Raw genomic sequence first — 26,171 nt, 5'->3', positions numbered from 1 at the left:
CGGAACCCCGGCCCGTCTTCCCGTGCGCGGGCTACCGGCGGGTGAGGCGGAAGATCCTGATCTCCCGCGTCACCCGCGCCTGGTACGTGGCGTACGGGGGCCAGAACGCCAGGAGTGCCTTCCAGGCGGCGGCCCGCTCCTCCCCCTCGAGCAGCCTGGCCGTGACGGTGATGTCCCGGCCCTTCCAGCTGATCGAGGCCTCCGGACGGGCGAGCAGGTTGTGCGTCCAGGCGGGGTGGCCGGTCCGGCCGAAGTTGGAGCCGACGAGGATCCAGCTCCGCCCGTCCCCCTCCGGCATGCAGGCGAGCGGGGTGCGGCGGGGCAGCCCGCTGCGGGCCCCGGTGGAGGTGAGGATCACCCCGGGCAGCAGCTGGGCACTGAGCAGCACCCGGCCCCGGGTGAGCCGGTGCACGGCCCGGTCGAGGGCCGGAACCACATGCGGGGCGACCTTCGCGAAGGCCCGGGTGGAGGACACCCGCTGCACGAATCGCAGGCCGACGCCGGCCATCAGACCGCCACCTCCCCGCAGGCGAACAGTCCGGCCTCCTCGGCGGCCCGCTCCCGCAGCCGGTGCACCGGCCCGAAGAGCAGCTCGTCACCGGCCGCACGCTTGAAGTACAGGTGGGCCTCGTGCTCCCAGGTGAACCCGATCCCGCCGTGCAGCTGGATCGCCTCCCCGGCCGCGCACCGCAACGCCTCGAGCGCCTGTGCGAGCGCGAGCCGGCCCACCTTGGGCCCCTGGGCGGCCGCCCAGGCCGCGTAGTGGGCGGCCGAGCGTGCGGCCTGCACCGCCACGTACACGTCCGCGAGCCGGTGCTTGACCGCCTGGAAGGACCCGACGGGCCGGCCGAACTGCTCCCGCTGCCCGACGTACTCCACGGTCCGCTCCAGCGCCCGGCCGGCGGCACCCACCGCCTCGGCGGCCAGTACGGCGGCGGCGGTGTCACCGAGGTCCGACAGGGCGGGGAGCACGTCCCGGTCGGCGGTGCCCAGCAACTCGGCGGGCACGTCCCGCAGCTGCACGAGCCCCTGTGGCCGGGTGGCGTCGAGCGCGGTCCGCCGGGTCCGTACGACCCCCTCGGCGTCCCCGGCGACCAGGAACAGCAGGATCCGGGACCGCACGAACCCGCCGGTGTGCGCGGCGACGACGAGCAGCCCCGCGCTGTGCCCGTCCAGCACCTGGTCGACCTGCCCGTACAGCCGCCACCCATCCGTGCCGTGCCGGGTCTGCACCCCGCCGGCCCGGCCCCCGCCGGCCCACTCCCCGCCGTTGCCGCCGGTCAGGGCGAGGGCGGTGGCGAGGGCGGGCCCCGGGACGGCGAGGGCGGCGGTGCGGGCGCCGGCGGCGAGCGGGGGCAGCAGCTCGGTGCGCTGCGCCTCCGTGCCGAGGGCGAGGATCAGCGGGGCCGCGAGGACGGAGGTGGCCAGCAGCGGGGAGGGCGCGAGGACGCGCCCGGTCTCCTCGCAGGCGAGGGCGAGTTCGGTGACGCGGCAGCCGACACCCCCGTGGGCCTCGGGGAGGGCGAGGCCGGGCAGGCCGAGCCGGTCGGCGAGGGCGGACCACAGGGCCGGGTCGTAGCCGGCCGGACTGTCGACGGCGGCCCGCAGCTCCTCGGCGCCACAGCGTTTGTGCAGCAGCTCGCGCAGGGTGCGGCGGATTCCGTCCTGCTCGGCGGTGAGACGCGTGTCCATGGCTGATCCGATCCCTCCGACCTGATCTGACGGTGCGTCATATTAGGCCCGGCCGGGAGGGAATCCCAGAGGCGCGACACCTGCCACGGGCGGACGTATCTGATGTACCGTCAGATTCATGGAGTCCGGGAAGAGGAAGGTCGCCGTGGCCGGGGTGGCCCTCTCCGACTGCGGCCGCGTGGACGACGCGACCCCGTACGCCCTGCACGCCCAGGCGGCCCGCCGCGCCCTGGCGGACGCGGGCCTGGACCGCGCCGTCGTGGACGGCTTCGCCTCGGCGGGCCTCGGCACGCTGGCCCCGGTGGAGGTGGCCGAGTACCTGGGCCTGCGCCCGACCTGGGTGGACTCCACCTCCGTCGGGGGCTCGACCTGGGAGGTCATGGCGGCGCACGCGGCGGACGCGATAGCGGCGGGCCACGCGAACGCCGTCCTGCTGGTCTACGGCTCCACGGCGCGCGCGGACATCAGGGCGGGCCGCAGGACGGGCGATCTGTCCTTCGGCGCGCGCGGCCCGCTCCAGTTCGAGGTCCCGTACGGCCACACCCTGATCGCCAAGTACGCGATGGCGGCCCGCCGGCACATGATCGAACACGGGACGACGATCGAGCAGCTCGCCGAGGTGGCGGTCCAGGCCAGGGCCAACGCGGCCCTGAATCCGGAGGCGATGTTCCGCGAGCCGATCACGGTCGACGACGTCCTGGCCGGACCGGTGATCGCCGACCCGTTCACCAAGCTGCACTGCTGCATCCGCTCGGACGGCGGAGCGGCGGTGCTGCTGGTGGCCGAGGAGTACGCACGGGACTGCCGTGCGCGACCGGTGTGGATCCTCGGCACCGGGGAGCACGTCTCCCACGCGGCGATGTCCGAGTGGCCCGACTTCACGGTCTCCCCGGCGGCGGTGAGCGGCAGACTCGCCTTCGAGCGGGCCGGGGTTCGCCCGGCCGACATCGACTTCGCGGAGATCTACGACGCCTTCACCTACATGACCCTGGTGACCCTGGAGGACCTGGGCTTCTGCGGGAAGGGCGAGGGCGGGGCGTTCGTGGAGAAGGGCCGGCTGCTGGTGCGGGGCGGGGAGCTGCCGGTGAACACGGACGGGGGTGGCCTGTCGGCTCAACATCCCGGGATGCGGGGGCTGTTCCTGCTGGTGGAGGCGGTACGGCAGCTGCGTGGCGAGGGCGGTGACCGCCAAGTGCGCGACTCCGGCGGCCGGTTGCCGCGTCTGGGCGTCGCCTCGGGGACGGGCGGCTGGTTCTGCTCCTCGGGGACGGTGGTCCTGGGCCGGGACTGAGGGGGTCCGGGCCCGACTCGGGCGCGCGCCGTCCGGGCGGCCGGTGCGCCGCCCGGGGGCGATACTCGCCCCATGGCACAAAAGGATCTCCACGACATGCTCCGGTCGCTGCGGGTGTGGGCACCCGGAGTGACGGAGCTACGGCCCTTCGACCCGGACAAGGCCCCTCCGACACCGCTTCACCTCTTCACGAGCTGGTTCGCGGAGGCGGTGGAGGCGGGCCAGCCGGAGCCGCACACGATGTCGCTGGCGACGGCCGACGAGGACGGCAGGCCGGACGTGCGGATCGTGATGATGCACGGGGCCGACGCGGACGGCTGGTCCTTCGCGAGCCACGCCACGAGCCGCAAGGGCCGGGCGCTGAGCGCCCGCCCCTACGCGGCCCTCGCCTTCTACTGGCCGGTGCTGGGCCGGCAGGTGCGGGTGCGGGGCTCGGTCGCGTCGGCGCCCTCCCAGGAGAGCCAGGCCGACCTGCACGCACGCTCGACGGGGGCGCTGGCGGCGGCGCTCACCGGACGGCAGAGCGAGGAGCTGTCCTCGGTGGAGGAGCTGCGCCAGGCATCGCAGGCCGCCTGGGAGCGGGCCCGGCAGAACCCGGCGGAGCCCTCCGAGACCTGGACCCTGTACCGGCTGCGGCCGGAGACGGTGGAGTTCTTCCAGGGGGACCCCGACCGCCGGCACGTACGGCTGGAGTACCGGCGCACCGAGTTCGGCTGGAGCAGGGGCCTGCTGTGGCCGTGACGCCCGCCGCTCAGCCCCCGAACCCCCACACCGCGAAGTCCGCCAGGCCCCGGTAACCGATCCGCTGGTACAGCCCGTTGCTCGTCGGGTTCGCGAGGTCGGTGAACAGGAGCACCTCGTCCGCCCCGGCCTCCAGCGCCAACCGGCTCACCCGGGTGGTCACCGCGCCCGCGTATCCGCGGCCGCGGAGGTGGGCCGGGGTGTACACCGGGGCCACCCGGACCTGGCCGGCGATCCGCGGAGTCACGCCGGCCATGGAGACGGGAGTGCCGTCCGGTGCCTGCCAGAGGGTGATGCCGCCGTACGCGATGCGGGCGTCGGCCCACTCGGCCGGGTCCTGGCCGGCGCGCAGCCCGGCGGCCTCGGCGAACTCGAGCTTCCAGCGCATCACCAGTTCCCGGTCCCCGGGCCCGGCGACCCGTGCGCCGCCAGGCGGCGGTGGTTCCGGCTCGCGCAACTCGCCCAGCCGGTAGAGCCGTTGCCGCTCCAGGAGCATGCCTGGTGTCCCGGTGAGCCGTTGCCAGGCCGCCGCGAAGGCCGCCGCGGAGTCCCGTTCGGCGGAGATGCCGGGAACCGCACGGCCGAGGCCGGACAGGCCGGACGCCAGGGCCTCGGCGTCCTGGCCGGTGAGGGGCGTGACGTTCACCGGGTGCGGTGGCGTGTGGAAGAGCGCCGCCCGTACCTCGCCCCGGTGGTCCCCGAGCCATCCGAACACCGGCGCGTCCGCGCCGTACACGTGCGGGCCGCGCGTCCGCAGCGCGTCCGTCACGGTCAGCGGCACCGTGTGCAGGGCCGGCCTGGAGCGCAGGAAGCCGCCGGCGCGGGTGAGGAACTCGTCCAGGTCTTCGGTCAGTTGCCAGATGTCCGGGCGCATCCCTCCATGATCCCGGTCAACCGCACGGCGCGAACACCGGTTTTCCGTCCCGGAACGCCAGCCGCAGGGCCATGCCGGCCACCGCCTCGTCCCCCGCGCACTCCACCAGCTGCGTCATCATCCGCGGCCCCTCCGCCAGGTCCACCACCGCCGCCACGTACGGGGTGCGGTCGCCGAAGGGCGGGAGGTCGTTGCGGTGGACGGTGGACCACGTGTAGAGGGTCGCCCGGCCGCTCGCCTCCTCCCAGTCCACCTCTTCGCTCCAGCAGAACGGGCAGAACTCGCGTGGGTAGTGGTGGGCCCGGCCGCAGTCCCCGCAGCGGCGAACCAGCAGGCGGCCCGCGGCGGCCGCCTCCCAGTAGGGGCGGGTGAAGCCGTCGGGCTCGGGGACGTCGAAGCGGGCCGTGCTCATCCGAACCACCCCAGCGCCGCGTCCAGCGACCACGTCTGCCACGCCATCCCGAAGAAGCCGACCAGCGAGATCAGCGCCATCATCGAGTTCTGGCCCTGTTCCGCCCAGTCGTGGACCATGAGGACGAAGTAGAGGACGTTCAGGGCCAGGCCGCCCAGCAGGGCCACCGGGGTCAGGAAACCCAGGATCAGGCCCAGCCCGAGGGCGAGTTCGGCGTACGCCACGATGTACGCCATCAGCCTCGGCCTCGGTTTCACCACCGTCTCGAAGCCCGCCCGCACCGGGGCCCAGCGGTGCTTGGCCGCCACGTCCGCCGCCCAGGCGATGCCCGCCCCGCGCTCGAACCAGGCCTTCTTGTCCTTGTGCCGCCAGCTCTCCAGCCACCACAGGCCGAGCCCCATGCGCAGCACCGCGAGCCACTCCGCGCCGTCGAGCCAGATCGCGTCCATGGATCTGACGGTACGTCAGATCATGTGGAAAGCCGAGGGGTCTGCGGTCGATCGGCTGTGCGTTCACCGCGGCACTGTGGGCGCCCTGTGAATCACGGGCAGATTGTTGACGATTTTGTTGGCGCCGACCTACGTTCGCGGACGCAGGGCCAGGAGCCGGCGAGACGAGAGGCAGCAGGGTGAAGCACAGGGCAGTGAAGCGCAGGACGGTCGTCATGGGCATCGGCGCCACCGCCGGTGTCGCGGCAGTGGGCGGCATCGGCCTGAGCGCGCAGGCGTCGAGCGGCCCGTCGTCCGGGGCGTCCTCGGACTCGCTCCTCTTCGACCCGGACGGGTACACCGAGCTCACGACCACCGTCACGGACACCGACGGCGACGACCACGCGGTGACCTACCACTTCTGGAAGGCGATCACCTATGTCGCCGACCCGGTCGACGAGACGTACCAGAGCCTGAACGTCAGCGTCCCGGTGAAGATCGACGGCACGGCCGTGGACGCCTCGGACGCGCCGATCCTGTTCGCGAACTCCGTCGGCGGCTACATGCCCTCCTCGGTGGCCGACGCGACCGGGATCGGCGGCGGGGGCACGGGCGGCGGAATGCCGGGCGGCGCGCCCTCGGCGAGTGCCGCCGCCGGCGCCTCGGCCCCGGGTGCCAACGGCAACACCAACGGCACCGGCGGCGCGCTGAGCACCAACCAGCTCCTCGCCCTGGCGGCCGGGTACGTCGTCGTGGAGCCGGGGGCCCGGGGCCGTACCCTCAAGAGCGCCGACGGCGAGCACTACGGCGTCGCGCCCGCCGCGATCGTCGACCTGAAGGCCGCCGTACGGTACGTCAGGTTCAACAGGGGCCGCATCCCCGGCGACGTCGACCGGATCGTCTCGGCCGGCACCAGCGCGGGCGGCGCGCTGTCCGCGCTCCTCGGCGCCTCCGGTGACAGCCCGCTCTACGAGAAGTACCTGACGGAGCTGGGCGCCGCCGACGCGTCCGACGCGATCTTCGCCACCGGCGCCTGGTGCCCGATCACCGACCTGGAGCACGCCGACGGTGCCTACGAGTGGAACTGGGGCACCAACGCCACCCAGTCCACCGGGAAGGCCGTGGACCGGACCCTCTCCAAGGAGCTGCGGTCCCGGTTCGCCGAGTACCAGGCCTCGCTGCGCCTGAAGGGCCTGAACGGCTTCGGACCGCTCACCGCCCGCAACTACGACGCGTACCTGGTCGGGCAGTACCTGGAGCCGTCCGCGACCGCCCACCTCGGAGCCCTGTCGGACGCCGACCGCGCCACCTACCTGGCGGCCAACACCTTCATCAGCTGGAAGGGCGGGAAGGCCGCCTTCTCCTGGGCCGACTTCCTCGCCCACGTCGGCGCCCGCAAGAAGACCGCCCCGGCCTTCGACGCCTTCGACCTGTCGACCGGCGAGAACAACGAGTTCGGCGAGGGGACGACCGCGGCCCGGCACTTCACGGCCTACGGTCTGGCGAACGACACCACCGGGCTCACCGCCAAGCGCCTGGACAGCGACATCCCCGAGCTGCTGCGGCTGATGAACCCGATGTACCACCTGGCCGAGAAGGCCAACCCGAACCGCACGAAGCACTGGTGGATCCGCCTCGGCACCAAGGACTCGGACACCTCGCTGACCGTGTCCGCCAACCTCGCGGCGGCCGCCCACGGTCTCGGCGACGACGTGAACCACCTCTACTACTGGGACCAGGGCCACGGAGCCAACACCGACCCCGGCGACTTCATCGACTGGATCGCCAAGGTCTCCGGCCACAAGGGCGGGAAGAGGTAGCACCACCCCTCCCCGAACCGCGGTGCCCGTCTCCCGTCATGCTCCGGACGCCGCTCCCACCGCGCCGCCGAGCCCATGCGCACCTGGGCCCGGCGGCGCGGATCTTCACCGCGCGCACTCCTTTCCCGTACACCCGTGATCAATCCGCAACCAATTCCGGTCTTGACCGAGACCCATCAACGGGGTGCGTGATTACGCTCCCGCTCATGGCCGTCTCCCGCCCCTCCCCCGCGCCCCTCTCCCCGACCCCCGCCGACCGCCCCGTCTACGTGATAGGCGCGGGCCCCGGCGGACTGGCCGCCGCGTACGCACTGCGGGCGCGGGGCATACGGGCGGTGGTCCTGGAGAAGGCCGACCGGGTGGGCGCCTCCTGGCGCCGGCACTACGACCGCCTCCACCTGCACACCACCCGGCGGCTGTCCGCCCTGCCCGGCCTCGCGATGCCCCGCCGGTTCGGACGCTGGGTGTCCCGGGACGACGTGGTGCGCTACCTCGAGAAGTACACCGAGCACCACGAGCTGGAGATCGTCACCGGTGTGGAGGTGTTCCGCGTCGAGCGGGCCGCGGACGGCGCGGGCTGGCTGCTGCACGCCTCCGGCGGCCGGGAGCTGACCGGCAGCGCGGTGGTCGTGGCCACCGGCTACAACCACACCCCGCGCGTGCCCGAGTGGCCGGGCCTGGACGGCTTCGGCGGGGAGTTCACCCACGCCGGCCGCTACCGGAACGCCGAGCCCTACGCGGGCCGGGACGTGCTCGTCGTCGGCGTCGGCAACACCGGCGCCGAGATCGCCGTCGACCTGGTCGAGGGCGGGGCCGCCCGGGTGCGGCTGGCGGTGCGCACCGCCCCGCACATCGTGCGCCGCTCGACCGCCGGATGGGCCGCCCAGTACACCGGCGTGCTGGTACGGCGGCTGCCGGTGGGGCTCGTCGACCGGCTCGCCCGGCCGCTGGCGAGGATCAGCACGCCGGACCTGTCCGCCCACGGGCTGCCGCGCCCGGACACCGGGCTGTACAGCAGGGTGCGGGAAGGGGCCATCCCGGTTCAGGACGTCGGTCTCATCGACGCCGTGCGCAAGGGGAAGGTGGAGGTCGTGGCCGCCGTCGAGGGGTTCGAGGACGGGAAGGTGGTCCTCGCCGACGGCAACCGGATCCAGCCGGACGCGGTGATAGCCGCCACGGGATACGTCCGGGCGCTGGACGGGCTGGTCGGACACCTGGGGGTGCTGGACGGGCGCGGGAGGCCCGTGGTGCACGGGGCGCGCACTCCGGCGGAGGCGCCCGGCCTGTACTTCACCGGGTTCACCAATCCCATCAGCGGGATGTTCCGGGAAATGGCGATCGACGCGGAGAAGATCGCCAAGGCCGTGGCCGGGAGACCGGCACGGCCGTAGCAACTTCGCCGCTCCCGGACCATTCCTGACGCTGTGTCAGTTCAGTAATCTGACAGAGCGTCAGTTATGGCTGTCACACAGGAGCGGGCGGAACGATGCTTGGATCAACCCACGGCACCCTCACCACCGACTCCCGCCGGGCCCGGGTCATCGCCTGCGGTGAGCAGCGGCCCGGACCCGCCGTCCACGGCCGGGCGGACGATCTGGACGGCGGGGCCGACCTCGATGTCGGCGGGCGGCCGCTGTACGCGGACGTTCCCGACCTGACCCGGTTCTTCAGGCCCGAGTCGGTCGCCGTGATCGGCGCGTCGGACGCCGAGGGGCGGCCGAACACCGGGATCACCCGGCAACTGCTGGGCTGGGCCGAGCGGGTCGGGGCCCGGGTGCATCCGGTGCATCCGACCCGGCCGTCCGTGTTCGGCCTGCCCTGCTCCGCCTCCGTCGCCGAGCTGCCCGAACAGGTCGACCTGGCGGTGCTGCTGGTGGCCGACCCGCTACCGGTGATCGAGGAACTCGCCGAGGCGAAGGTGAAGTTCGCCGTCGCCTTCGCCTCCGGCTTCGCGGAGACCGGCGAGGCGGGGGCCGAGGCGCAGGAGCGGCTCGCGGACGCCGTACGGCGCTCGGGGCTGCGGCTGCTCGGGCCGAACACCAACCTGAACGCCTTCGAGCGGTTCCGGGAGGACCTGGACGGGCCCGCGATCGCGCTCATCACCCAGTCGGGACACCAGGGCCGGCCCGTCTTCGCCCTGCAGGAACTGGGCATCCGGCTCTCCCACTGGGCGCCGACCGGCAACGAGGCCGACCTGGAGACCGCCGACTTCATCTCCTGGTTCGCCGAGCGGCCCGAGGTCGGCGCCATCGCCGCCTACGTCGAGGGGCTGAAGGACGGCCGCGCCTTCCTGCTGGCCGCCGACCGCGCCGCCCGCCGCGGGGTGCCGGTGGTCGCGGTGAAGGTGGGCCGCACGGAGGCGGGAGCCCGTACGGCCGCCTCGCACACCGGCAAGCTCACCGGCGCCGACGACGTGGTGGACGCCGCCATGCGGCAGTACGGCGTGATCCGCGTCGACGGCCTCGACGAACTGCAGGACACCGCGGCCCTGCTGGCGCGGGCGCGGTCCCCGCGGGCCGAAGGGGTCGTCGTCTGCTCCATCTCCGGCGGCACGGGCGCGCACGTCGCCGACCTGGCCGCCGGGCTCGGGCTGCGGCTGCCGACGCTGTCGCGGGACCGGCAGGCCGAGCTGCACCAGTGGATCCCGGAGTACCTGAGCGTGGCCAACCCGGTGGACAACGGCGGGCATCCCGTGGGCGACTGGCGCGGCCGGAAGATCATCGACGCGATCCTCGCCGACCCGGCGGTGGGCGTGCTGATCTGCCCGGTCACCGGCCCCTTCCCGCCGCTCAGCGACCGCCTCGTACGCGATCTGGTCGAGGCCGCCGAGGAGACGGACAAGCTGGTGTGCGTGGTGTGGGGGTCGCCGGTCGGCACCGAGCCCGCGTACCGCGAGGTGCTGCTCGGCTCCTCCCGCGTGGCCACCTTCCGGACCGTGGGCAACTGCCTCACCGCCGTGCGCGCCTGGCTCGACCACCACCGCTTCGTGAGCGGCTACCGCTCCCCCTTCGACGAGGCCCCGCGCACCCCCTCCCCCTCCTTCCGCAAGGCCGAGGCCCTGATGCGGCCCGGGCAGCAGCTCAGCGAGCACGCGGCCAAGCAGCTGCTGCGCGCCTACGGCATCCGGGTGCCGCGCGAGCAGCTGGTGACCAGCGCGGCCGCTGCCGTCCGCGCGGCGGGGCAGGTCGGCTACCCGGTGGTGATGAAGGCGTCCGGCGCCCGGATCGCCCACAAGACGGAGCTGGGCCTGGTGAAGATCGGCCTGACCTCGGCCAGCCAGGTCCGGGACGCCTACCGCGAGCTGACCGACATCGCCCGCTACGAGGGTGTCCCGCTGGACGGCGTCCTGGTGTGCCAGATGGTCGAGCAGGGCGTGGAGATGGTCGTCGGGGTGACGCACGACGAGCTGTTCGGGCCGACCGTGACGGTGGGTCTCGGCGGGGTGCTGGTGGAGGTGCTGCGCGACGCCGCCGTGCGGGTGCCGCCGTTCGGCGAGGAGCAGGCCCGGGACATGCTCGCCGAACTGCGCGGACGGGCCCTGCTGGACGGGGTCCGGGGACGGCCGCCCGCCGACCTCGACGCGCTGGTGGAGGTCGTCCTGCGGGTGCAGCGCATGGCGCTCGAACTCGGCGAGCAGGTCGCCGAGCTGGACATCAACCCGCTGCTGGTGCTGCCCCGCGGACAGGGCGCGGTGGCGCTGGACGCGCTGGTGGTGTGCCGATGAGCGGGTCGGTGCGGCACGAGGTCCGCGACCAGGTCTCGTACGTCACCCTCGACCGGCCCGAGGCGCTCAACGCCCTCGCCCCGGCGCACCGGGACCGGCTGATCGAGCTGCTGGGGCAGGCGGCGCAGGACCCGGAGGTACGGGCCGTCGTCCTGACCGGGACCGGGCGCGGGTTCTGCGCGGGCGCGGACCTGCGCGGCGGCCCGGGCGGCGGGGAACGCGTCCCGGGGGACGTCGCCCGCACCGTCCGGCTCGGCGCCCAGCGGTTGATCGCCGCCGTGCTGGACTGCGAGAAGCCGGTGATCGCCGCCGTGAACGGCACGGCGGCCGGGCTCGGCGCGCATCTCGCGCTCGCCTGCGACCTGGTGCTGGCCGCCGAGTCGGCGCGGTTCATCGAGGTGTTCGTCCGGCGCGGACTCGTACCGGACGGCGGCGGCGCCTATCTGCTGCCCCGGCTGGTCGGCCCGCAGCGGGCCAAGGAGCTGATGTTCTTCGGCGACGCGGTCACGGCGGCGGACGCGGAACGGCTGGGGCTGGTCAACCGGGTGGTACCGGACGACGAGTTGGAGAAGACGGCGCGCGAGTGGGCGACACGGCTGGCGGCCGGTCCGACCCGGGCGCTGGCGCTGACCAAGCAGCTGGTGAACGCCTCGCTGGACGGTGACCGCTGTGCCGCCTTCGCAGCGGAGGCGGCCGCGCAGGAGATCAACATGACGACCGAGGACGCCCGGGAGGGGCTGCGGTCGTTCGTGGAGCGCAGCGGGGCGCGGTTCCGGGGGCGGTGAGGGTCAGGTCCCGGACCGCTCGAGGATCCGCAGCGAGCCGCCGTCCGGGTCGCCGAAGAGCACGAACAGCTCGGGAGCGTCCTGGCTGCCGCCGACCGCCCAGTGGGTGTCCTCGCCGCAGTCGCCGTCGAGCCTGAGCAGGACGCCGGGGCGCCCGGTGTTCTCCGAGTCGTCGTCGGGCTCCCAGGTGCCGGATCCCCCGCACACGACGTAGTCGCGGAAGTGGTCGTCGCCGAACGGGGGCTCGGCGGGCAGCCTGACGGCCTCGGCGCTGCCGTCGGGGCGCAGCCGCAGCCGGGCCCCGCTCGAACCGTGCCAGACCCCGGCCAGCTGGGCGCGGGTCAGCTTCGGGGGCTCGTACGTCGGGATCAGACCGGTCTCGGTGGCGGCCGCCCCGCCGCCGAAGGCCAGCACGAAGAGGACGACCGAGCCGAGCGCGGCCCGCCACCACGCGCCTGCCGGACGCCAGCCCCGCCTGCGGGCCAGGCCGACCCACAGGGTGGGCAGGAGCCCGAGGGCGGCCAGGGCGGGGACCGTGGTGCCGAGTGGCCATCCGAGGAGCACGCCGGTCAGCAGGCCCCAGAAGAGGGCGGGGGCGACCGGGGCCACCACGTGCCAGGCCCATCCCGGGCCGGGCAGCCGCCGGGCCGCGATCCGCGCGAGCACCACCGAGGGCAGGGTCAGCGCGAACGCCGACAGCATGCCGAGGATCGGCAGCACCAGCGGCGCGAAGAGGAGGAGGCACAGCGCGCCGAGGGCTCCGCCCAGCCCGGCCCCGTAGTCGTCCTGGGCGGTGGCCTCGTAGATCCACCACAGCAGTCCGGCCGCCGGCAGCTGGGCACCCCCGAGGGACGCCGCCGCACTCAGATCGTCGCGTTCCCAGGTCAGCCCGGCGCCCCGCAGCCTTCCACCCGTCTTCTCCCACCCCATGGGCGCAGCCTAGGCAGCGCCTTTCCGGGACTCGCCACCACCTTCCCATCTGACGGGCCGTCAGCTTCAATGGAGGGGTGATGGGACACGCAGGGGCGGCGGCCGCCGCCGTCCGATACCTCGGGTCGGCTCCCGCGCCGGGCCCCGTGGAGGCGCTGCCGCGCCCGGAGTTGCGGTGCGTACGGGCGGACGAGCGGGCACCGGTGGACCCGGCGGTGTTCCGGCGGGTGCTCGGCAACTTCGCGACCGGGGTGACGGTGATCACCGCGCCGGCGGCCGAGGGCGAGGACGCGCCCGCCGGCTTCGCCTGCCAGTCCTTCTCCTCCCTCTCCCTCGACCCGCCCCTGGTCTGCTTCCTGGTGGGCCGCACGTCGGCCACCTGGCCGCGCATCGCCCGCGCGGGCGTCTTCTGCGTCAACGTGCTGAGCGCCGGGCAGGGCGGGCTGTGCCGGGCCTTCGCGGTCAGCGGCGCGGACAAGTTCGCGGGGGTGGCGTACGACCCCGCGCCCGTCTCCGGGTCCCCGCGGCTCGCCGGCGCCGTCGCCTGGGTCGACTGCGCGGTCCACGCCGTGCACACCGGGGGCGACCACCTCGTCGTCGTGGGACGGGTGGACGCCCTCGGCGCCGCGGCGGAGGGCGATCCGCTGGTCTTCCACCGGGGGCGGTTCGCCCGGCTCGGGGACAGCGTCTGAGGCCCGCCGGGGCGGGACTCAGGACAGGGCGAGCGCCGGGACCGCCGGGCGCCGCCTGATCACCAGGGCCATCAGGGCCGCCGCCGCGCACAGGGTGCCGGAGGCGTACCAGACCATGTCGTAGGTGCCGAAGACGTCGCGGGCGACACCGCCGAGGTAGGCGACGAGGGCCGCGCCGACCTGGTGGGAGGCGAGCACCCAGCCGAAGACGATGGCGCTGTCATCGCCGTAGTACTCCCGGCACAGGGCCAGGGTGGGCGGGACGGTGGCGACCCAGTCGAGGCCGTAGAAGACGATGAAGAAGACCATCGGCGGGTGGACCGACGGGCCCAGCAGCATCGGCAGGAAGAGCAGCGAAATGCCGCGCAGGGCGTAGTACACGGCGAGCAGGCGGCGCGGTTCGAAGCGGTCGGTGAACCAGCCGGAGGCGATCGTGCCGACCACGTCGAACACGCCGATGACCGCGAGCAGCGAGGCCGCCGCCGTGACGGGCATGCCGTGGTCGTGGGCCGCGGGCACGAAGTGGGTCTGGACCAGACCGTTGGTCGAGGCCCCGCAGATCGCGAAGGTGCCGGCGAGCAGCCAGAACGGGCCGGTGCGCACGGCGGAGCCGAGGACCGTGAGGGTGCGGCGGGCCGCACCGGTGACCGGCGCCGGCTTCGGTACGAACTCCTGCGCGCCGTACGGCCTCAGACCGACGTCGGCCGGGTGGTCGCGCAGCAGGATCCACACGAACGGGACGACGGCGAGCGCTGCGAGGGCGACCGTCACGGCGGCCGGACGCCAGTCGTACGCCTCGACCATCCAGGACAGCAGCGGCAGGAAGATCAGCTGGCCGGAGGCGGAGGCGGCGGTGAGGATGCCGCTGACCAGCCCGCGCCGCTCGGTGAACCAGCGGTTGGTGACCGTCGCGGCGAAGGCGAGGGCCATCGACCCCGAGCCGAGGCCGACCAGCAGACCCCAGCACAGCAGCAGCTGCCAGGCCGCCGTCATCCACACGGTCAGTCCGGAACCGAGGGCGATCACCGTGAGCGCGACGGCGACCACCCGGCGGATGCCGAAGCGGTCCATCAGCGCGGCGGCGAAGGGCGCGGTGAGCCCGTAGAGCGCGAGGTTGACGGAGACGGCCGCGCCGATCGTGCCGCGCGACCAGCCGAACTCCTGGTGCAGCGGGTCGATGAGCAGACCGGGCAGGGAACGGAAGGCGGCCGCGCCGATGATCGTGACGAAGGTGACGGCGGCGACGAACCAGGCCCGGTGCACTCGGCGGCGCCGGGCGGACGGTGCCTGGACGGGAGCTGCGGATTCGGTTGTCTGAGTCACGTCATAGAGCGTCCTGTCCGCCGACTCGCACAGCGAGTGGCCCGAGGGACAGTGTTCGCTAGGATCGGGCCATGACTGTCGGCCAGGGTTTCCGTCCGCACCGGATCGCCGTCCTCGCGCTGGACGGCCTGCTCCCCTTCGAGCTGGGCATCCCGCACCGTATCTTCGGCCGCCCCCGGGACGCCGCGGGCCGGCCCCTGTACGAGGTCGTGACCTGCTCGGTCCGGCCACCGGGCCCGGTCGAGACGGACGCCGACTTCGACGTGCACGTCCCCAATGGCCCGGAGGCCCTGGAGACGGCCGACACGGTGATCGTCCCGGCGTCGTACGAACTGGGCCCGGTGTACGAGGAGGGCGTGCTCACCGACGAGCTGTCCGCCGCGCTCGCCCGCATCCGCCCGGGCACCCGCCTCGCCTCCATCTGCACCGGCGTGTACGTCCTCGCCGCCGCCGGAGTCCTCGACGGCCGCCCGGCGACGACCCACTGGGCGGACGCCGACCGCTTCCAGCGGCTGTTCCCGCGGATCAAGGTGGACGCGGACGTGCTGTTCATCGACGACGGCGACGTGCTGACCTCGGCCGGGGTGGCCGCCGGGATCGACCTGTGCCTGCACATGGTCCGCCGCGACCACGGCACGGCCGTCGCCAACGACGTGGCCCGCCGCACGGTCGTCCCGCCGCACCGCGACGGCGGCCAGGCCCAGTACATCCACCGCCCCGTCCCCGACCCCCAGGTCGCCACGACCACCGCGGCCCGCGCCTGGGCCCTCGGCCGCCTGCACGAGCCGATCCAGCTGCGGGACATGGCCGAGCAGGAGGCGATGTCGGTGCGCACCTTCACCCGCCGCTTCCGCGAGGAGGTCGGCATCAGCCCCGGCCAGTGGCTCACCCAGCAGCGCGTCGAACGCGCCCGCCACCTCCTGGAGTCCACCGGCCTCTCGGTCGACCAGGTGGCCCGTGACGCCGGTTTCGGCACGGCCCAGTCGATGCGCCAGCACCTGCAGCAGGCCCTAGGCGTGACGCCCACGGCATACCGGCGCACGTTCCGGACCGGGGCCGCGGCGCTCAGAAGGTGAGCACCGCCCGCGCCACCCGTCCCGCCTCCGCGTCCGCCCGGGCCTTCTCGAAGTCCTCCACCGGGTAGGTCGCCGTCACCAACTCGTCCAGCAGCAGCCGGCCCTGGCGGTACAGCTCGGCGTAGAGGGGGATGTCCCGCTGGGGACGGGAGGAGCCGTAGCGGCAGCCGAGGATCGCCTTGTCCAGGAACATGGACGAGACGACGAACGACGCCTCGGCCGCCGCCGGGGGCATGCCCAGCAGGACGGCCTGGCCGTGGCGGTCGAGGAGGTCGACCGCCTGGCGGACCAGCTCCACCCGGCCGACGCACTCGAAGACGTGGTCGGCGCCCGTCGGCAGGATGTCCCGTACGTTCTCCGCGGAGGTCAGGAACTCGGTCGCGCCGAACTGCCGGGCCACCGCCTCCTTCGCCGGGTTCGCGTCCACCGCGACGATCCTGAGCGCGCCGGCGAGTCGCGCGCCCTGCAGCACGTTCAGGCCGATCCCGCCCGTGCCGATGACGACCACGCTGTCCCCGCGGTCCACCCCGGCCCGGTTGAGGACCGCGCCGACGCCGGTCAGTACCCCGCAGCCGATCAGCGCGGCCGACGGCAGCGGGACGTCCTTCGGGATCCGCACCGCCTGCACGGCCCTGACGACGGTGCGTTCCGCGAAGGCCGAGTTGCAGGCGAACTGGTGGACCGTCCGGTCCCCGCGGGTGAAGGGCCTGCCGGGGCGGCCGATCGCCTGGCGGCACATCGTCGGGCGGCCCCGGTCGCACTCCGGGCAGGTGCCGCAGTTGGCGAGCGTGGACAGGGCCACGTGGTCGCCGGGTGCGACATGGGAGACGCCCGCGCCGACCGCCTCCACCACTCCGGCGCCCTCGTGGCCCAGCACCACCGGGACCGGGAAGGGGATGGTGCCGTCCACCACCGACAGGTCGCTGTGGCACAGGCCGGCCGCCGAGATCGCCACCAGCACCTCGCCGGGCCCCGGGCCCCGTACCGCCAGGTCGTCCACCACCTGGACCTGTTTGCCGTCGAACACCACACCACGCATCACACGACCCCCTTCGGCTCTCTCGGCAGACCGAGCACCCGCTCGGCGATGATCGTGCGCTGGACCTGGTCCGAGCCGCCGTAGACGGTGTCGGCCCGGGAGAAGAGGAACAGGTGCTGGTCGGCGTCGAGTTCGTACGGCGCCGAAGGCGACCAGTCCGCCGGGCCGGCACCCGCCTCCGCGCCCCGGACCCGGACCGCCAGTTCCCCGAGCCGCTGATGCCAGTTCGCCCACAGCAGTTTGGCCACGCTGGGCGCGCCCGGGTCACCGGAGCCGCCGAGGGTGCGCAGGGCGTTCCAGCGCATGGTGCGCAGCTCGGCCCACTGACGCACGAGCAGGGCGCGTACGACCGGGTCCTCGACGGCGCCGGTGCGTACGGCCGTCCGGACGACGTGCGCCAGCTCCTCGGCGAAGCCGATCTGTTGCGCCAGGGTCGACACCCCACGCTCGAAGCCCAGCAGGCTCATCGCCACCCGCCACCCCTGCCCCTCTCCGCCGACGACGTGCTCCACGCGTGCGCGTGCCCCGTCGAAGAAGACCTCGTTGAAGTCGCTCGTGCCGGTCATCTGGCGGATGGGCCGTACCTCGATGCGGCCGGGCTGGTCCATGGGGACGAGCAGGAAGCCGAGGCCGTGGTGGCGGCGGGAGCCGGGCTCGGTCCGGGCCAGGACGAAGCACCAGTCGGCCTCGTGGGCCAGCGAGGTCCAGATCTTCTGGCCGGTGATCCGGTAGTACGGCCCCTCGCGCACCGCCGACGTGCGTATGCCGGCCAGGTCGGAGCCGGCGCCCGGTTCGCTGTAGCCCTGGCACCAGAGTTCCTCGCCGGCCGCCACGGGCGGCAGGAAGCGCGCCTTCTGCTCGTCGGTGCCGTGGGCGATGAGGGTCGGGGCGAGGAGGTTCTCGCCGATGTGCCCGGAGCGCGGGGGCGCGGGCGACCTGGCGTACTCCTCGGCCCAGGCGACCTGCTGGGTGAGGGTGGCGGTGCGGTTGCCGTACCCGGCCTCGGGCCAGCCGAGACCTATCCAGCCGGCCCCGCCGAGGGTCCTTTCCCAGGCCCGGCGATCCGTGCCGGCAGCGGCGTGCGCCCCCAGCCAGGCCCGGGCCTCGGCCCGGAACCCCTCGTCCTCTGCGGTGAACCCGAAGTCCATAGGGCCTCCCTTGTCGTCGCCGGTCGGCCTGCGCGCCTCCGAGGGGCGCGGGGCCGTGTCAACATGCGGCTCCGCCGCGTGGGCGCGACCAGCCCGAGACCACTCGCAGCGGCCGCGGCCGAATGCCCCCGAGCTCTCAGGCGTTCGGCCGAGAACCGTCCCGCGCCGCCCTCTCCATCGCCTCCAGCCGCGACAGCATCGGCATCGGATCCACCCCCACCGATCCCGGCAGAAACTCCGCGATCGCCTCCGGCGTCCAACCGCCGGAGGCATACGCGGCGCGGAGTTCCCTCGGCTGCGCCCACACCGCGATCTTCGGCCCGGCGATCGTGTACACCTGCCCGGTGACGCCCTGCTCCTTCGCGGGGTCGGAGAGCAGGTAGACCACCAGCGCGGCGACGTCCTCCGGTTCCCCGATCTCCGTCAGCTCGGTCGGCACGTTCGCCGACATCCGCGTCCGGGCCACGGGGGCGACCGCGTTGGCCGTGACGCCGTACTTGTGCAGCCCCAGGGCCGCGCTGCGGACGAGTGAGATGATCCCGCCCTTCGCGGCGCTGTAGTTGGCCTGCGAGACCGATCCCTGGTGGTTGCCGCTGGTGAAACCGACGAGGGTGCCGGACCGCTGCCTCCGCATGACGGCCGAGGCGGCCCGGAAGACGGTGAAGGTGCCCTTGAGGTGGGTGGCGACCACCGGGTCCCACTCCTCCTCGGACATGTTGAACAGCATGCGTTCGCGCAGGATCCCGGCCACGCAGACGACCCCGTCGAGGCGGCCGTAGGCGGACAGGGCCGCATCGACGACCCGCTGCCCGCCCGCCATGGTGGAGATGTCGTCGGCGACCGCGACCGCCTCGCCGCCCGCCGCCTCGATCTCCTTGACGACCGATTCGGCGATCTCGCTGGTCGGCGAGGTGCCGTCGGTGGACACCCCGTAGTCGTTGACGACGACCCTCGCCCCCTCGGCCGCCGCCGCGAGGGCGACCGCGCGCCCGATGCCCCTCCCGGCGCCCGTCACGGCGATCACCTTGCCTGCCAAGAAGTTCCCCACGCCCGGCCCCTTCCCGCGATATCTGACGGACCGTTAGATTTTATGGCGCGTCAGATGGGCGGACACAAGCCCCGGGGAGGGACCGGATGTCACTGCCGACGCTTCATCCTGCTTTTCACGACATCGCCAAGCGCGTGAACAACTGGGGCCGCTGGGGGGCGGACGACGAGATCGGGACGCTCAACCTGATCACCGACGAAGTGGTGCGGGGGGCAGCGGCCTGCGTGCGCTCCGGGCGCCGGGTCCCGCTCGCGCTGCCGCTGCGGCAGGACGGGGTGCAGACGGGCATGATCCCGGGGCGGGTCAATCCGCTGCACGCGATGGTGCAGATCAACCAGGAGCTGTTCGGGCCCGGCACGGTGGCGTGCAGCGACGACGCGGTCACCATGGGGCTGCAGGCGGGCACCCACTGGGACGCGCTCACCCATGTCTCGCACTCCGGGAAGCTCTACAACGGCCGCCCGGCGCACACGGTCACCGCCCACGGCGGAGCGGAGTTCAGCGGCATCGACAAGGCCCGGCACGTGGTCTCGCGCGGGGTGCTGCTGGACGTGGCACGCGCGCGTGGCGTGGACCGGCTGGCGGGCGGGCACGCGGTCACACCGGAGGACCTGGCGGCGGCCGAGGAGTTCGGCGGGGTGCGGGTGCGGGCCGGGGACGTCGTGCTGGTGCGGACCGGGCAGGTGCAGGTGTACCTGGCCGGGGACAGGCACGGGTACGGCTATCCGTCCCCGGGTCTTTCGGTGCGCTGCCCGGAGTGGTTCCACGCGCGGGACGTGGCCGCGGTCGCGAACGACACCCTCACGTTCGAGGTGTTCCCGCCCGAGATCGAGGATCTGTGGCTGCCCGTGCACGCGCTGGACCTGGTGGAGATGGGGATGCTGCAGGGCCAGAACTGGAATCTCGAAGAGTTGTCCACAGCCTGTGGAGAAGAGGAACGGTACGCGTTCCTGCTGTCCGCGATGCCCGAGCCGTTCGTCGGCGCGACGGGGACACCGGTGGCACCGGTCGTCGTCCTGTGAAGTCCGGTCGGCGGCGCGCCCCCTGGTTCGACTTCGCGCCGCCATCCGTGCGACCCACGCTCGACAAGGACCGCCGTCACGCAAGCCCTCGCCGTCCCCTCACGGCGAATCGTTGTCCACAAGCGTGTTCAAACGGCCACAGCCCGTCAACACCGGTACGGCGATTTGTTGCCTAAGTCCGTTTTGCAAGGGCCGCGCACGGGTGCACTCCCGGCGCACCGCCGCGCCGGGCGCCTACACCGCCTCGAACGCGAGGTCCTCGTACGCGGACAGCCCGCCCCCGTACGCCACCGCTGCGCCCTCCCGGGGCTGCGTGCAGCGGTCCAACTCGCACCAGATGCTCTTGCCGGCGTCCTCGGCGCTCCAGCCCCAGCGGTCGGCGAGGCAGTCGACGAGCGCAAGGCCCCGGCCGCCGGTGGCGTCACTGCCCACGCAGCGCGGGACGGGCGCCCGGGAGCTGGTGTCGGCCACCTCCAGCCGCACCGTCGCCGAGGCGGCCGGCCCGGTCGCCGTACCCGGCAGGAAGAGTCGCAGCACCGCCGGACGGCCGGTGTGCACCACGGCATTGGTCACCAGCTCGGAGACGAGCAGGACCAGGGTCTCGGCCAACGGCTCGTCGGCCCCTATCCCGAGCCCGGCGAGACGCGAGCGGGCCCACCGCCTGGCCCGTCCCACCTCCGCGGGGTCGGGCCGGATCTCCAGCTGCACTTGAAGCACCTGCACCGCTCACACCATCCGAACCGGCGGACCAATGACCCCACGCCAGGCGAACGTCGCGGCGGAAGCCGCGACGAGCATCACGACGAGGGCCACGATCGTAGCCATTTTCTGCATGGCCAGGACAACGGCCAGAGCAAGGGTCACGGAACGTGATTCCCTTACGAGACAGCATGGTTGACGTACAGTCACCCCAACAAGCGCTTCGGGCATATTCCAGCGCGAAGGAGTACGCGTGCGGCATACTGTGCGACGCGTGTGCCGGGGAGTCGAACAGGCGGGGACAAAAGCCCTTACCGCCCTGCCAGCAGCGGCGCGCACCGCGCGGTCCGGGGACGCCCCAGGGGCACCACCGGCACGGCTCGTGCTCGCAGCCACTCGCATCCCACACAAGGTACCGGAGGGGGCAGCCGACTCCGGGCCGTGACGAGTCACGCGAAGGACACAACCCGGTATCAACGCTCCGTGATTCCGGTACGCCACGATCCGCGACATCTTGGGCCATCGATTTACCGGCCGTCCGGCCCGGCGCGGTGCCGTGCGGTCAGGCCACCAGATCGGCGGCGAGCACGTCCGCACTCTCCGTGCCCCCGCCGCCCCGCCGGGCCCGCGTCCAGGCCCGTTTGAGATGCAGATGAACCTCGGCCTCCCAGGTGAAACCCATGCCGCCGTGCACCTGGAGGCAGTCGCGGGCCCCGCGCACGGCGGCCTCGTCGGCGAGCAGCCGGGCGGCGGCGATGTCGGCGAGGTCGGCGGTCACGGCGGCCGCGTAGACGGCGGCACGGGCCGTCTCGGCCCTCACCAGCATGTCGGCGCACAGGTGTTTGACCGCCTGGAAGGCCCCGATCGGCTGCCCGAACTGTTCACGCGCCCGGGCGTGTTGCACGGCCAGCTCGCACGCGCGCGTGGCCGTGCCGAGCTGCTCGGCGGCGGTGAGCAGCACGGCCTCGGGATCCGGTGCGCCGGTGCCGGAACCACCGGGGGCGCCGGGGAGGCGGTGCAGGGGGGTCAGCGGGTCCACCGAGCGCAGCGCCACGGCCCCGGAGGCGTCCCCCCGTACGACGTCCGCCGCGTCCAGCCACTCCACCAGGAGACCGTCCACACCTGCCACCACGCTCTCCCCGGTGGCCGCCCCGGGTACGGTCCCGGCGGCGAGGTGGGTGGCCAGCACGGGTCCCGGCAGCAGCGCGCGGCCGGTCTCCTCGAAGACCAGCACCGCCTCCGGCAGACCGAGGCCGACCCCGCCCCGCGCCTCCGGCAGCCGCAGCGCGAACAGGCCCGCCGCGCCCAGTTCCCGCCACAGGTCCCGGTCCAGGTGACCGGGCCGTGCCACGGCCGCGCGCAGCGCGTCCGCGCCGAACCTGCGCTCCAGCAGCCCCCGCACGCCGCCCCGCAACGCCCGCTGCTCCTCGGTGAGTCGGAAGCGCACGGTCAGCGTCCCTTCGGCAGGCCGAGGATGCGCTCGGCGACGATGTTGCGCTGGATCTGCGAGGTGCCGGCGGCGATGGTGTACGACAGCGAGGAGAGCCGGTCGAGGACCCAGGGCCGGTCCAGATCGAGACAGTCGGGGCCGAGCACCTCGGCGGCGGTGTCGTACAGCTCCTGACGGGCGTGCGAGTACCTCAGCTTGAAGACCGAGCCGCCGACGCCCGGCACCCCGCCGCTCGCCTCCGCCTCGCTGACGTTCCACTGGGTCAGCCGCCACAGCGCCCGGAACTCGGCGTTCAGCAGGCCGAGCCGCCGGCGCAGCACCGGATCGTCCCAGCGGCCGTTCTCCCGTGCGGCGCGGGCGAGTTCGCCCAGCACCCGGCGGCAGGCGACGACGTCGCCGACGAAGGCCGTGCCGCGTTCGAAGGACAGCGTCACCATGGTCACGCGCCAGCCGTCGTTCTCCGCCCCGACCCGGTTGGCGGCCGGCACCCTGACCTCGTCCAGGAACACCTCCGCGAACTCGGCGGAACCGGCGAGCGTGCGCAGCGGCCGTACGGTGATGCCGTCGGCGTCCATGGGCATGGCCAGCCAGGTGATGCCCCGGTGCCGGGGCGCCTCGGGGTCGGTGCGGACCAGCAGTTCGCACCAGTCGGCGACCTCGGCGTGCGAGGTCCAGATCTTGGACCCGCTCACCACGTAGTCGTCACCGTCCCGCCACGCGCGCGTGCGCAGTGCGGCGAGATCGGATCCGGCGTCCGGTTCGCTGAACCCCTGGCACCACACCTCGTCCCCGCGCAGGATCGGCGGCAGCCAGCGGGCCCGCTGTTCCGGCGTGCCCTCCGCGGCGACGGTGGGCCCCGCGTGCAGCAGCCCGACGAAGTTCGCGCCCACATAGGGCGCGCCCGCCCGCTCGGTCTCCTCCAGGAAGATGAGCCGCGTGGTCGGGGAGGCGTCCCAGTGGACGTCGGCGTACCCGGCGTCGTACAGCGTCCGCTGCCAGCCGAGGTCGTGGGCGCGGCGGCCGGGCCAGTCGTCCGGGGACGGCTGGGCGGTCAGGGTGGGCAGGACCTTGGCGAGCCACTCCCGCAGCCGGGCCCGGAACTCCTCCTCCTCGGGCGTGTAGGAGAGGTCCATCACTCGTCGAGGTCCAGGCCGAGCATGCGGATGGCGTTGCCCCGCATCAGCTTGTAGACGGTCTCGTCGTCCAGGCCCTTCACATGGTCGAGGGCGACCTGCTTGGTGTGCGGGAAGGTCGAGTCGACGTGCGGGTAGTCGGTCTCGAAGGTGGCGTTGTCGCGGCCGACGACGTCCAGGGACGCCACCCCGTGCTTGTCGCGGAAGAAGCAGCAGAAGATCTGCCGGTAGTAGTACGTCGACGGCGGCTCCGGGATCAGGTCGCGCACCCCGCCCCAGGCGCGGTGCTCCTCCCACACGTCGTCGGCGCGCTCCAGGGCGTACGGGATCCAGCCCATCTGGCCCTCGGAGTAGGCGAGTTTGAGCGCCGGAAACTTCACCAGCACCCCGCTGAACAGGTAGTCCATCATCGAGGCCATCGCGTTGTTGAAGCTGAGCGAGGCCTGGACGGCGGGCGGTGCGTCCGGGGAGGCGGCGGGCATCTGCGAGCTGCTGCCGATGTGCATGTTGACGACGGTCCCGGTCTCCTGGCACACCGCGAAGAAGGGGTCCCAGTAGCCGGAGTGGATGGACGGCAGCCCGAGATGGGTGGGGATCTCGGAGAAGGTGACCGCCCGCACCCCGCGTGCCGCGTTCCGCCGGATCTCGGCGACGGCCAGTTCCACGTCCCACAGCGGGATCAGGCACAGCGGGATCAGCCGCCCCCCGCTGTCCCCGCACCACTCCTCCACCATCCAGTCGTTGTAGGCCCGCACGCAGGCGAGGGCGACCTCCTTGTCGTGCGCCTCGGCGAAGGTCTGCCCGCAGAAGCGCGGGAAGGTCGGGAAGCAGAGGCTGGCCTCGACGTGGTTGAGGTCCATGTCGGCGAGCCGGGCCTTCGGATCCCAGCAACCGCGCCGCATCTGCTCCCGGGTGATCCCCTCCAGGGTCATCTCGTCCCGGTCGAAGCCGACGGCGGCGATGTTGCGCTTGTACGGGAACTTCAGGTCCTCGTAGATCCACCAGTCGGTCGGCTGGCCTTCCGGGTCCATGGTGATCTGGTACTTCCCACCGACGTACGCCAGCTCCCCGATCCCGGCGGTCAGCGGCTTGGGCCCCCGGTCCCGGTACTTCGCCGGCAGCCAGGTCTCGAAGAGGTGGGCGGGCTCGATCACATGGTCGTCGACGCTGATGACGCGGGGCAGTTCGGTCATGGGTCCCCCACCTAGTTATCTGATGGACCGTCAGATGTGCCGTTTCCCGCAGGTTAGCCCCGCGCCTCTGGACCGACAAGGCGCACGGCCCTACGCTCTGCCCCTGATCTGACGTACCGTCAGCCATGCAGGGGGTCGAAGTGAACGACGCCGCACACGCCCTGAGCGCCTCGCGCACCCTGTGGGAACTGGTGGACCGCCGGGCCCGGCTCACCCCCGACCGGCCCGTCCTGCTCCAGGACGACCGGCGGCTGACCTTCGGCGAGCTGCGCGACGGGGCCGAGCGGGTCGCGGCCGGCCTGTACGGAATGGGCGTACGCCCCGGCACGGTGGTCGCCTGGCAGCTGCCCACCCGCATCGAGACCGCCCTGCTGTCCTTCGCGCTGGCACGGCTGGGCGCCGTGCAGTCCCCGGTCATCCCCTTCTACCGGGACCGCGAGGTCGGCTTCGCGCTGCGCGAGTCCAGGGCCGAGTTCTTCGCCGTACCCGGTGTCTGGCGCGGCCACGACCACACGGAGATGGCCCGGCGGCTCGGCGCGAAGGGCGTCTTCGAGGCGTACGACGACCTGCCCGACGGCGATCCGTCCGTCCTGCCCGCCCCGCCCGCCGACGGCACCTCGGTCCGCTGGATCTACTGGACGTCGGGGACGACCTCCGACCCCAAGGGCGTGCTGCACACCGACCGCTCCCTGATCGCGGGCGGCTCCTGCCTCGCCCACGCGCTGCGTCTCACGCCCGACGACGTGGGCTCGATGGCGTTCCCCTACGCCCACATAGCCGGGCCGGACTACACGGTGATGCTCCTGCTGTACGGCTTCCCCGCGGTGATGTTCGAGCAGTTCGCACTGCCGGACGCGCTGGAGGGGTACCGGCGGCACGGGGTGACGGTGGCCGGGGGGTCCACGGCCTTCTACTCCATGTTCCTGGCCGAGCAGCGCAAACGGCCGGGAGTGAAGGTGATCCCCTCGCTGCGGCTGCTCGCCGGCGGCGGAGCCCCGAAGCCTCCGGAGGTCTACCACGCCGTCGTTCGCGAGATGGGCGTGCAGCTCACCCACGGGTACGGCATGACCGAGGTGCCGATGATCACCATGGGCGATCCGCGGGACACGGCCGGGAACCTCGCGACGACCGAGGGGCGGCCGCCGGAGGGGATGGAGATACGGATCGTGGAGGGGGAGGTTCGGTTGCGCGGCGAGGCCGTCTGCCGGGGCTATCTGGACCCCGGCCAGACGGCCGCGGCCTTCGACGCGGAGGGCTTCCTGCGCACCGGCGACCTCGGGCACCTGACCGGCTCCGGGCATCTCGTGCTCACCGGACGGCTCAAGGACGTGATCATCCGCAAGGGCGAGAACATCTCGGCCAAGGAGATCGAGGACCTGCTCGCGGCGCATCCGGCGGTGGCGGACGCGGCGGTGATCGGGCTGCCGGACGCCGATCGCGGGGAACTGGTGTGCGCGGTGGTCGAACGGCGGCCGGACTCGGAGGGACCGACGCTGACGGAGGTCGTCTCGTATCTGCGGGCGGCGGGACTGTCCGTCCACAAGCTGCCGGAGCGGCTGGAGGTGGTCGACGCGCTGCCGCGGAACGAGACCCTGCGCAAGGTGCTCAAGTACAAACTGCGGGAGCGGTTCTCGGAGCCGCTCCCCTAGGC

25 protein-coding genes are annotated in these 26,171 nt (G+C 73.2%); 10 read left to right on the top strand and 15 right to left on the bottom strand.

Annotated elements, in window-relative coordinates; all coding sequences use genetic code 11:
* Positions 1-31 precede the first annotated feature (31 nt).
* On the bottom strand, positions 32-508 hold the full coding sequence (locus AC07CM_RS28515; RefSeq protein WP_478879301.1) for a nitroreductase family deazaflavin-dependent oxidoreductase: 477 nt from the start codon (positions 506-508) through the stop codon (positions 32-34).
* Entirely contained in the window at positions 508-1,692 is a 1,185-nt protein-coding gene (locus tag AC07CM_RS28510; protein WP_478879300.1) for an acyl-CoA dehydrogenase family protein, read from the bottom strand. Before AC07CM_RS28510 ends, AC07CM_RS28515 begins: the two co-directional genes overlap by 1 nt.
* Before the next feature lie 118 nt (positions 1,693-1,810).
* On the opposite strand from AC07CM_RS28510, the gene AC07CM_RS28505 reads away from it, so the two are divergent.
* Positions 1,811-2,983, top strand: coding sequence for a thiolase C-terminal domain-containing protein (locus AC07CM_RS28505; protein ID WP_478879299.1), 1,173 nt, complete (start codon positions 1,811-1,813; stop codon positions 2,981-2,983).
* A gap of 72 nt (positions 2,984-3,055) precedes the next feature.
* Complete coding sequence (locus tag AC07CM_RS28500) at positions 3,056-3,724, top strand: pyridoxine/pyridoxamine 5'-phosphate oxidase (RefSeq protein WP_478879298.1); 669 nt, start codon at positions 3,056-3,058, stop codon at positions 3,722-3,724.
* A 10-nt stretch (positions 3,725-3,734) separates the two neighbouring features.
* On the opposite strand, the gene AC07CM_RS28495 is transcribed toward AC07CM_RS28500, so the two are convergent.
* The 3 genes from AC07CM_RS28495 to AC07CM_RS28485 are packed head-to-tail and all read right to left on the bottom strand — an operon-like array spanning position 3,735 to position 5,459.
* Positions 3,735-4,598, bottom strand: coding sequence for a GNAT family N-acetyltransferase (locus tag AC07CM_RS28495; RefSeq protein ID WP_478879297.1), 864 nt, complete (start codon positions 4,596-4,598; stop codon positions 3,735-3,737).
* 16 nt (positions 4,599-4,614) lie between these two features.
* Positions 4,615-5,010, bottom strand: coding sequence for a Zn-ribbon domain-containing OB-fold protein (locus tag AC07CM_RS28490; protein WP_478879296.1), 396 nt, complete (start codon positions 5,008-5,010; stop codon positions 4,615-4,617).
* Positions 5,007-5,459, bottom strand: a complete 453-nt coding sequence (locus tag AC07CM_RS28485) for a DoxX family membrane protein (protein WP_478879295.1) — start codon at positions 5,457-5,459, stop codon at positions 5,007-5,009. The genes AC07CM_RS28490 and AC07CM_RS28485 overlap by 4 nt, the downstream gene beginning before the upstream one ends.
* Before the next feature lie 215 nt (positions 5,460-5,674).
* Here AC07CM_RS28485 and AC07CM_RS28480 point away from each other — a divergent pair, with 215 nt between their 5' ends.
* The 4 genes from AC07CM_RS28480 (at position 5,675) to AC07CM_RS28465 (ending at position 11,767) form a co-directional block, all read left to right on the top strand.
* Complete coding sequence (locus tag AC07CM_RS28480; RefSeq protein WP_478879391.1) at positions 5,675-7,258, top strand: subtype B tannase; 1,584 nt, start codon at positions 5,675-5,677, stop codon at positions 7,256-7,258.
* A gap of 206 nt (positions 7,259-7,464) precedes the next feature.
* Positions 7,465-8,649 carry a flavin-containing monooxygenase gene (locus AC07CM_RS28475; RefSeq protein ID WP_478879294.1) on the top strand — a complete coding sequence of 395 codons (1,185 nt, stop codon included), beginning with the start codon at positions 7,465-7,467 and terminating at the stop codon, positions 8,647-8,649.
* Positions 8,650-8,744: 95 nt separating this feature from the next.
* Positions 8,745-10,982 (top strand): acetate--CoA ligase family protein, encoded by a 2,238-nt coding sequence (locus AC07CM_RS28470; protein WP_478879293.1) that lies wholly within the window; start codon positions 8,745-8,747, stop codon positions 10,980-10,982.
* The gene (locus AC07CM_RS28465) at positions 10,979-11,767 is read left to right on the top strand and encodes an enoyl-CoA hydratase/isomerase family protein (RefSeq protein WP_478879292.1); all 789 of its coding nucleotides are present in this window, start codon (positions 10,979-10,981) and stop codon (positions 11,765-11,767) included. The genes AC07CM_RS28470 and AC07CM_RS28465 overlap by 4 nt, the downstream gene beginning before the upstream one ends.
* A gap of 3 nt (positions 11,768-11,770) precedes the next feature.
* Here the strand turns inward: AC07CM_RS28465 and AC07CM_RS28460 are convergent, their stop codons facing one another.
* Positions 11,771-12,697 carry a hypothetical protein gene (locus AC07CM_RS28460; protein WP_478879291.1) on the bottom strand — a complete coding sequence of 309 codons (927 nt, stop codon included), beginning with the start codon at positions 12,695-12,697 and terminating at the stop codon, positions 11,771-11,773.
* An 80-nt stretch (positions 12,698-12,777) separates the two neighbouring features.
* Between AC07CM_RS28460 and AC07CM_RS28455 the strand changes: the two genes are divergently transcribed.
* Complete coding sequence (locus AC07CM_RS28455; RefSeq protein WP_478879290.1) at positions 12,778-13,389, top strand: flavin reductase family protein; 612 nt, start codon at positions 12,778-12,780, stop codon at positions 13,387-13,389.
* An 18-nt stretch (positions 13,390-13,407) separates the two neighbouring features.
* On the opposite strand, the gene AC07CM_RS28450 is transcribed toward AC07CM_RS28455, so the two are convergent.
* Positions 13,408-14,712 carry an MFS transporter gene (locus tag AC07CM_RS28450; protein ID WP_478879289.1) on the bottom strand — a complete coding sequence of 435 codons (1,305 nt, stop codon included), beginning with the start codon at positions 14,710-14,712 and terminating at the stop codon, positions 13,408-13,410.
* A 71-nt stretch (positions 14,713-14,783) separates the two neighbouring features.
* Here AC07CM_RS28450 and AC07CM_RS28445 point away from each other — a divergent pair, with 71 nt between their 5' ends.
* Positions 14,784-15,788 (top strand): GlxA family transcriptional regulator, encoded by a 1,005-nt coding sequence (locus AC07CM_RS28445; RefSeq protein WP_478879288.1) that lies wholly within the window; start codon positions 14,784-14,786, stop codon positions 15,786-15,788.
* On the opposite strand, the gene AC07CM_RS28440 is transcribed toward AC07CM_RS28445, so the two are convergent.
* The 3 genes from AC07CM_RS28440 to AC07CM_RS28430 form a co-directional block, all read right to left on the bottom strand.
* Complete coding sequence (locus AC07CM_RS28440) at positions 15,778-16,827, bottom strand: Zn-dependent alcohol dehydrogenase (RefSeq protein WP_478879287.1); 1,050 nt, start codon at positions 16,825-16,827, stop codon at positions 15,778-15,780. The two genes, AC07CM_RS28445 and AC07CM_RS28440, sit on opposite strands and share 11 nt — an antisense overlap.
* Positions 16,827-17,975, bottom strand: coding sequence for an acyl-CoA dehydrogenase family protein (locus AC07CM_RS28435; RefSeq protein ID WP_478879286.1), 1,149 nt, complete (start codon positions 17,973-17,975; stop codon positions 16,827-16,829). Before AC07CM_RS28435 ends, AC07CM_RS28440 begins: the two co-directional genes overlap by 1 nt.
* A gap of 136 nt (positions 17,976-18,111) precedes the next feature.
* On the bottom strand, positions 18,112-19,023 hold the full coding sequence (locus AC07CM_RS28430) for an SDR family NAD(P)-dependent oxidoreductase (protein ID WP_478879285.1): 912 nt from the start codon (positions 19,021-19,023) through the stop codon (positions 18,112-18,114).
* 86 nt (positions 19,024-19,109) lie between these two features.
* Here AC07CM_RS28430 and AC07CM_RS28425 point away from each other — a divergent pair, with 86 nt between their 5' ends.
* The gene (locus AC07CM_RS28425; protein WP_478879284.1) at positions 19,110-20,045 is read left to right on the top strand and encodes a cyclase family protein; all 936 of its coding nucleotides are present in this window, start codon (positions 19,110-19,112) and stop codon (positions 20,043-20,045) included.
* A 234-nt stretch (positions 20,046-20,279) separates the two neighbouring features.
* Here AC07CM_RS28425 and AC07CM_RS28420 read toward each other — a convergent pair whose 3' ends face one another.
* The 5 genes from AC07CM_RS28420 to AC07CM_RS28400 all read right to left on the bottom strand — a co-directional run bounded on the left by AC07CM_RS28420 (position 20,280) and on the right by AC07CM_RS28400 (position 24,520).
* Entirely contained in the window at positions 20,280-20,753 is a 474-nt protein-coding gene (locus AC07CM_RS28420) for an ATP-binding protein (RefSeq protein ID WP_478879390.1), read from the bottom strand.
* A gap of 18 nt (positions 20,754-20,771) precedes the next feature.
* On the bottom strand, positions 20,772-20,909 hold the full coding sequence (locus AC07CM_RS28415) for a hypothetical protein (RefSeq protein WP_478879283.1): 138 nt from the start codon (positions 20,907-20,909) through the stop codon (positions 20,772-20,774).
* Between the two features lie 397 nt (positions 20,910-21,306).
* The gene (locus AC07CM_RS28410) at positions 21,307-22,191 is read right to left on the bottom strand and encodes an acyl-CoA dehydrogenase family protein (RefSeq protein ID WP_478879282.1); all 885 of its coding nucleotides are present in this window, start codon (positions 22,189-22,191) and stop codon (positions 21,307-21,309) included.
* 2 nt (positions 22,192-22,193) lie between these two features.
* Positions 22,194-23,327, bottom strand: coding sequence for an acyl-CoA dehydrogenase family protein (locus AC07CM_RS28405; RefSeq protein WP_478879281.1), 1,134 nt, complete (start codon positions 23,325-23,327; stop codon positions 22,194-22,196).
* On the bottom strand, positions 23,327-24,520 hold the full coding sequence (locus AC07CM_RS28400) for an amidohydrolase family protein (RefSeq protein WP_478879280.1): 1,194 nt from the start codon (positions 24,518-24,520) through the stop codon (positions 23,327-23,329). The genes AC07CM_RS28405 and AC07CM_RS28400 overlap by 1 nt, the downstream gene beginning before the upstream one ends.
* Before the next feature lie 140 nt (positions 24,521-24,660).
* Between AC07CM_RS28400 and AC07CM_RS28395 the strand changes: the two genes are divergently transcribed.
* Positions 24,661-26,169 (top strand): class I adenylate-forming enzyme family protein, encoded by a 1,509-nt coding sequence (locus tag AC07CM_RS28395; RefSeq protein WP_478879389.1) that lies wholly within the window; start codon positions 24,661-24,663, stop codon positions 26,167-26,169.
* Positions 26,170-26,171 lie beyond the last annotated feature (2 nt).

Source organism: Streptomyces sp. NPDC044061, from assembly GCF_056434305.1.
The sequence above is the reverse complement of the archived record's forward strand: the minus strand, read 5'-3'. Positions and strand labels throughout refer to the sequence as shown.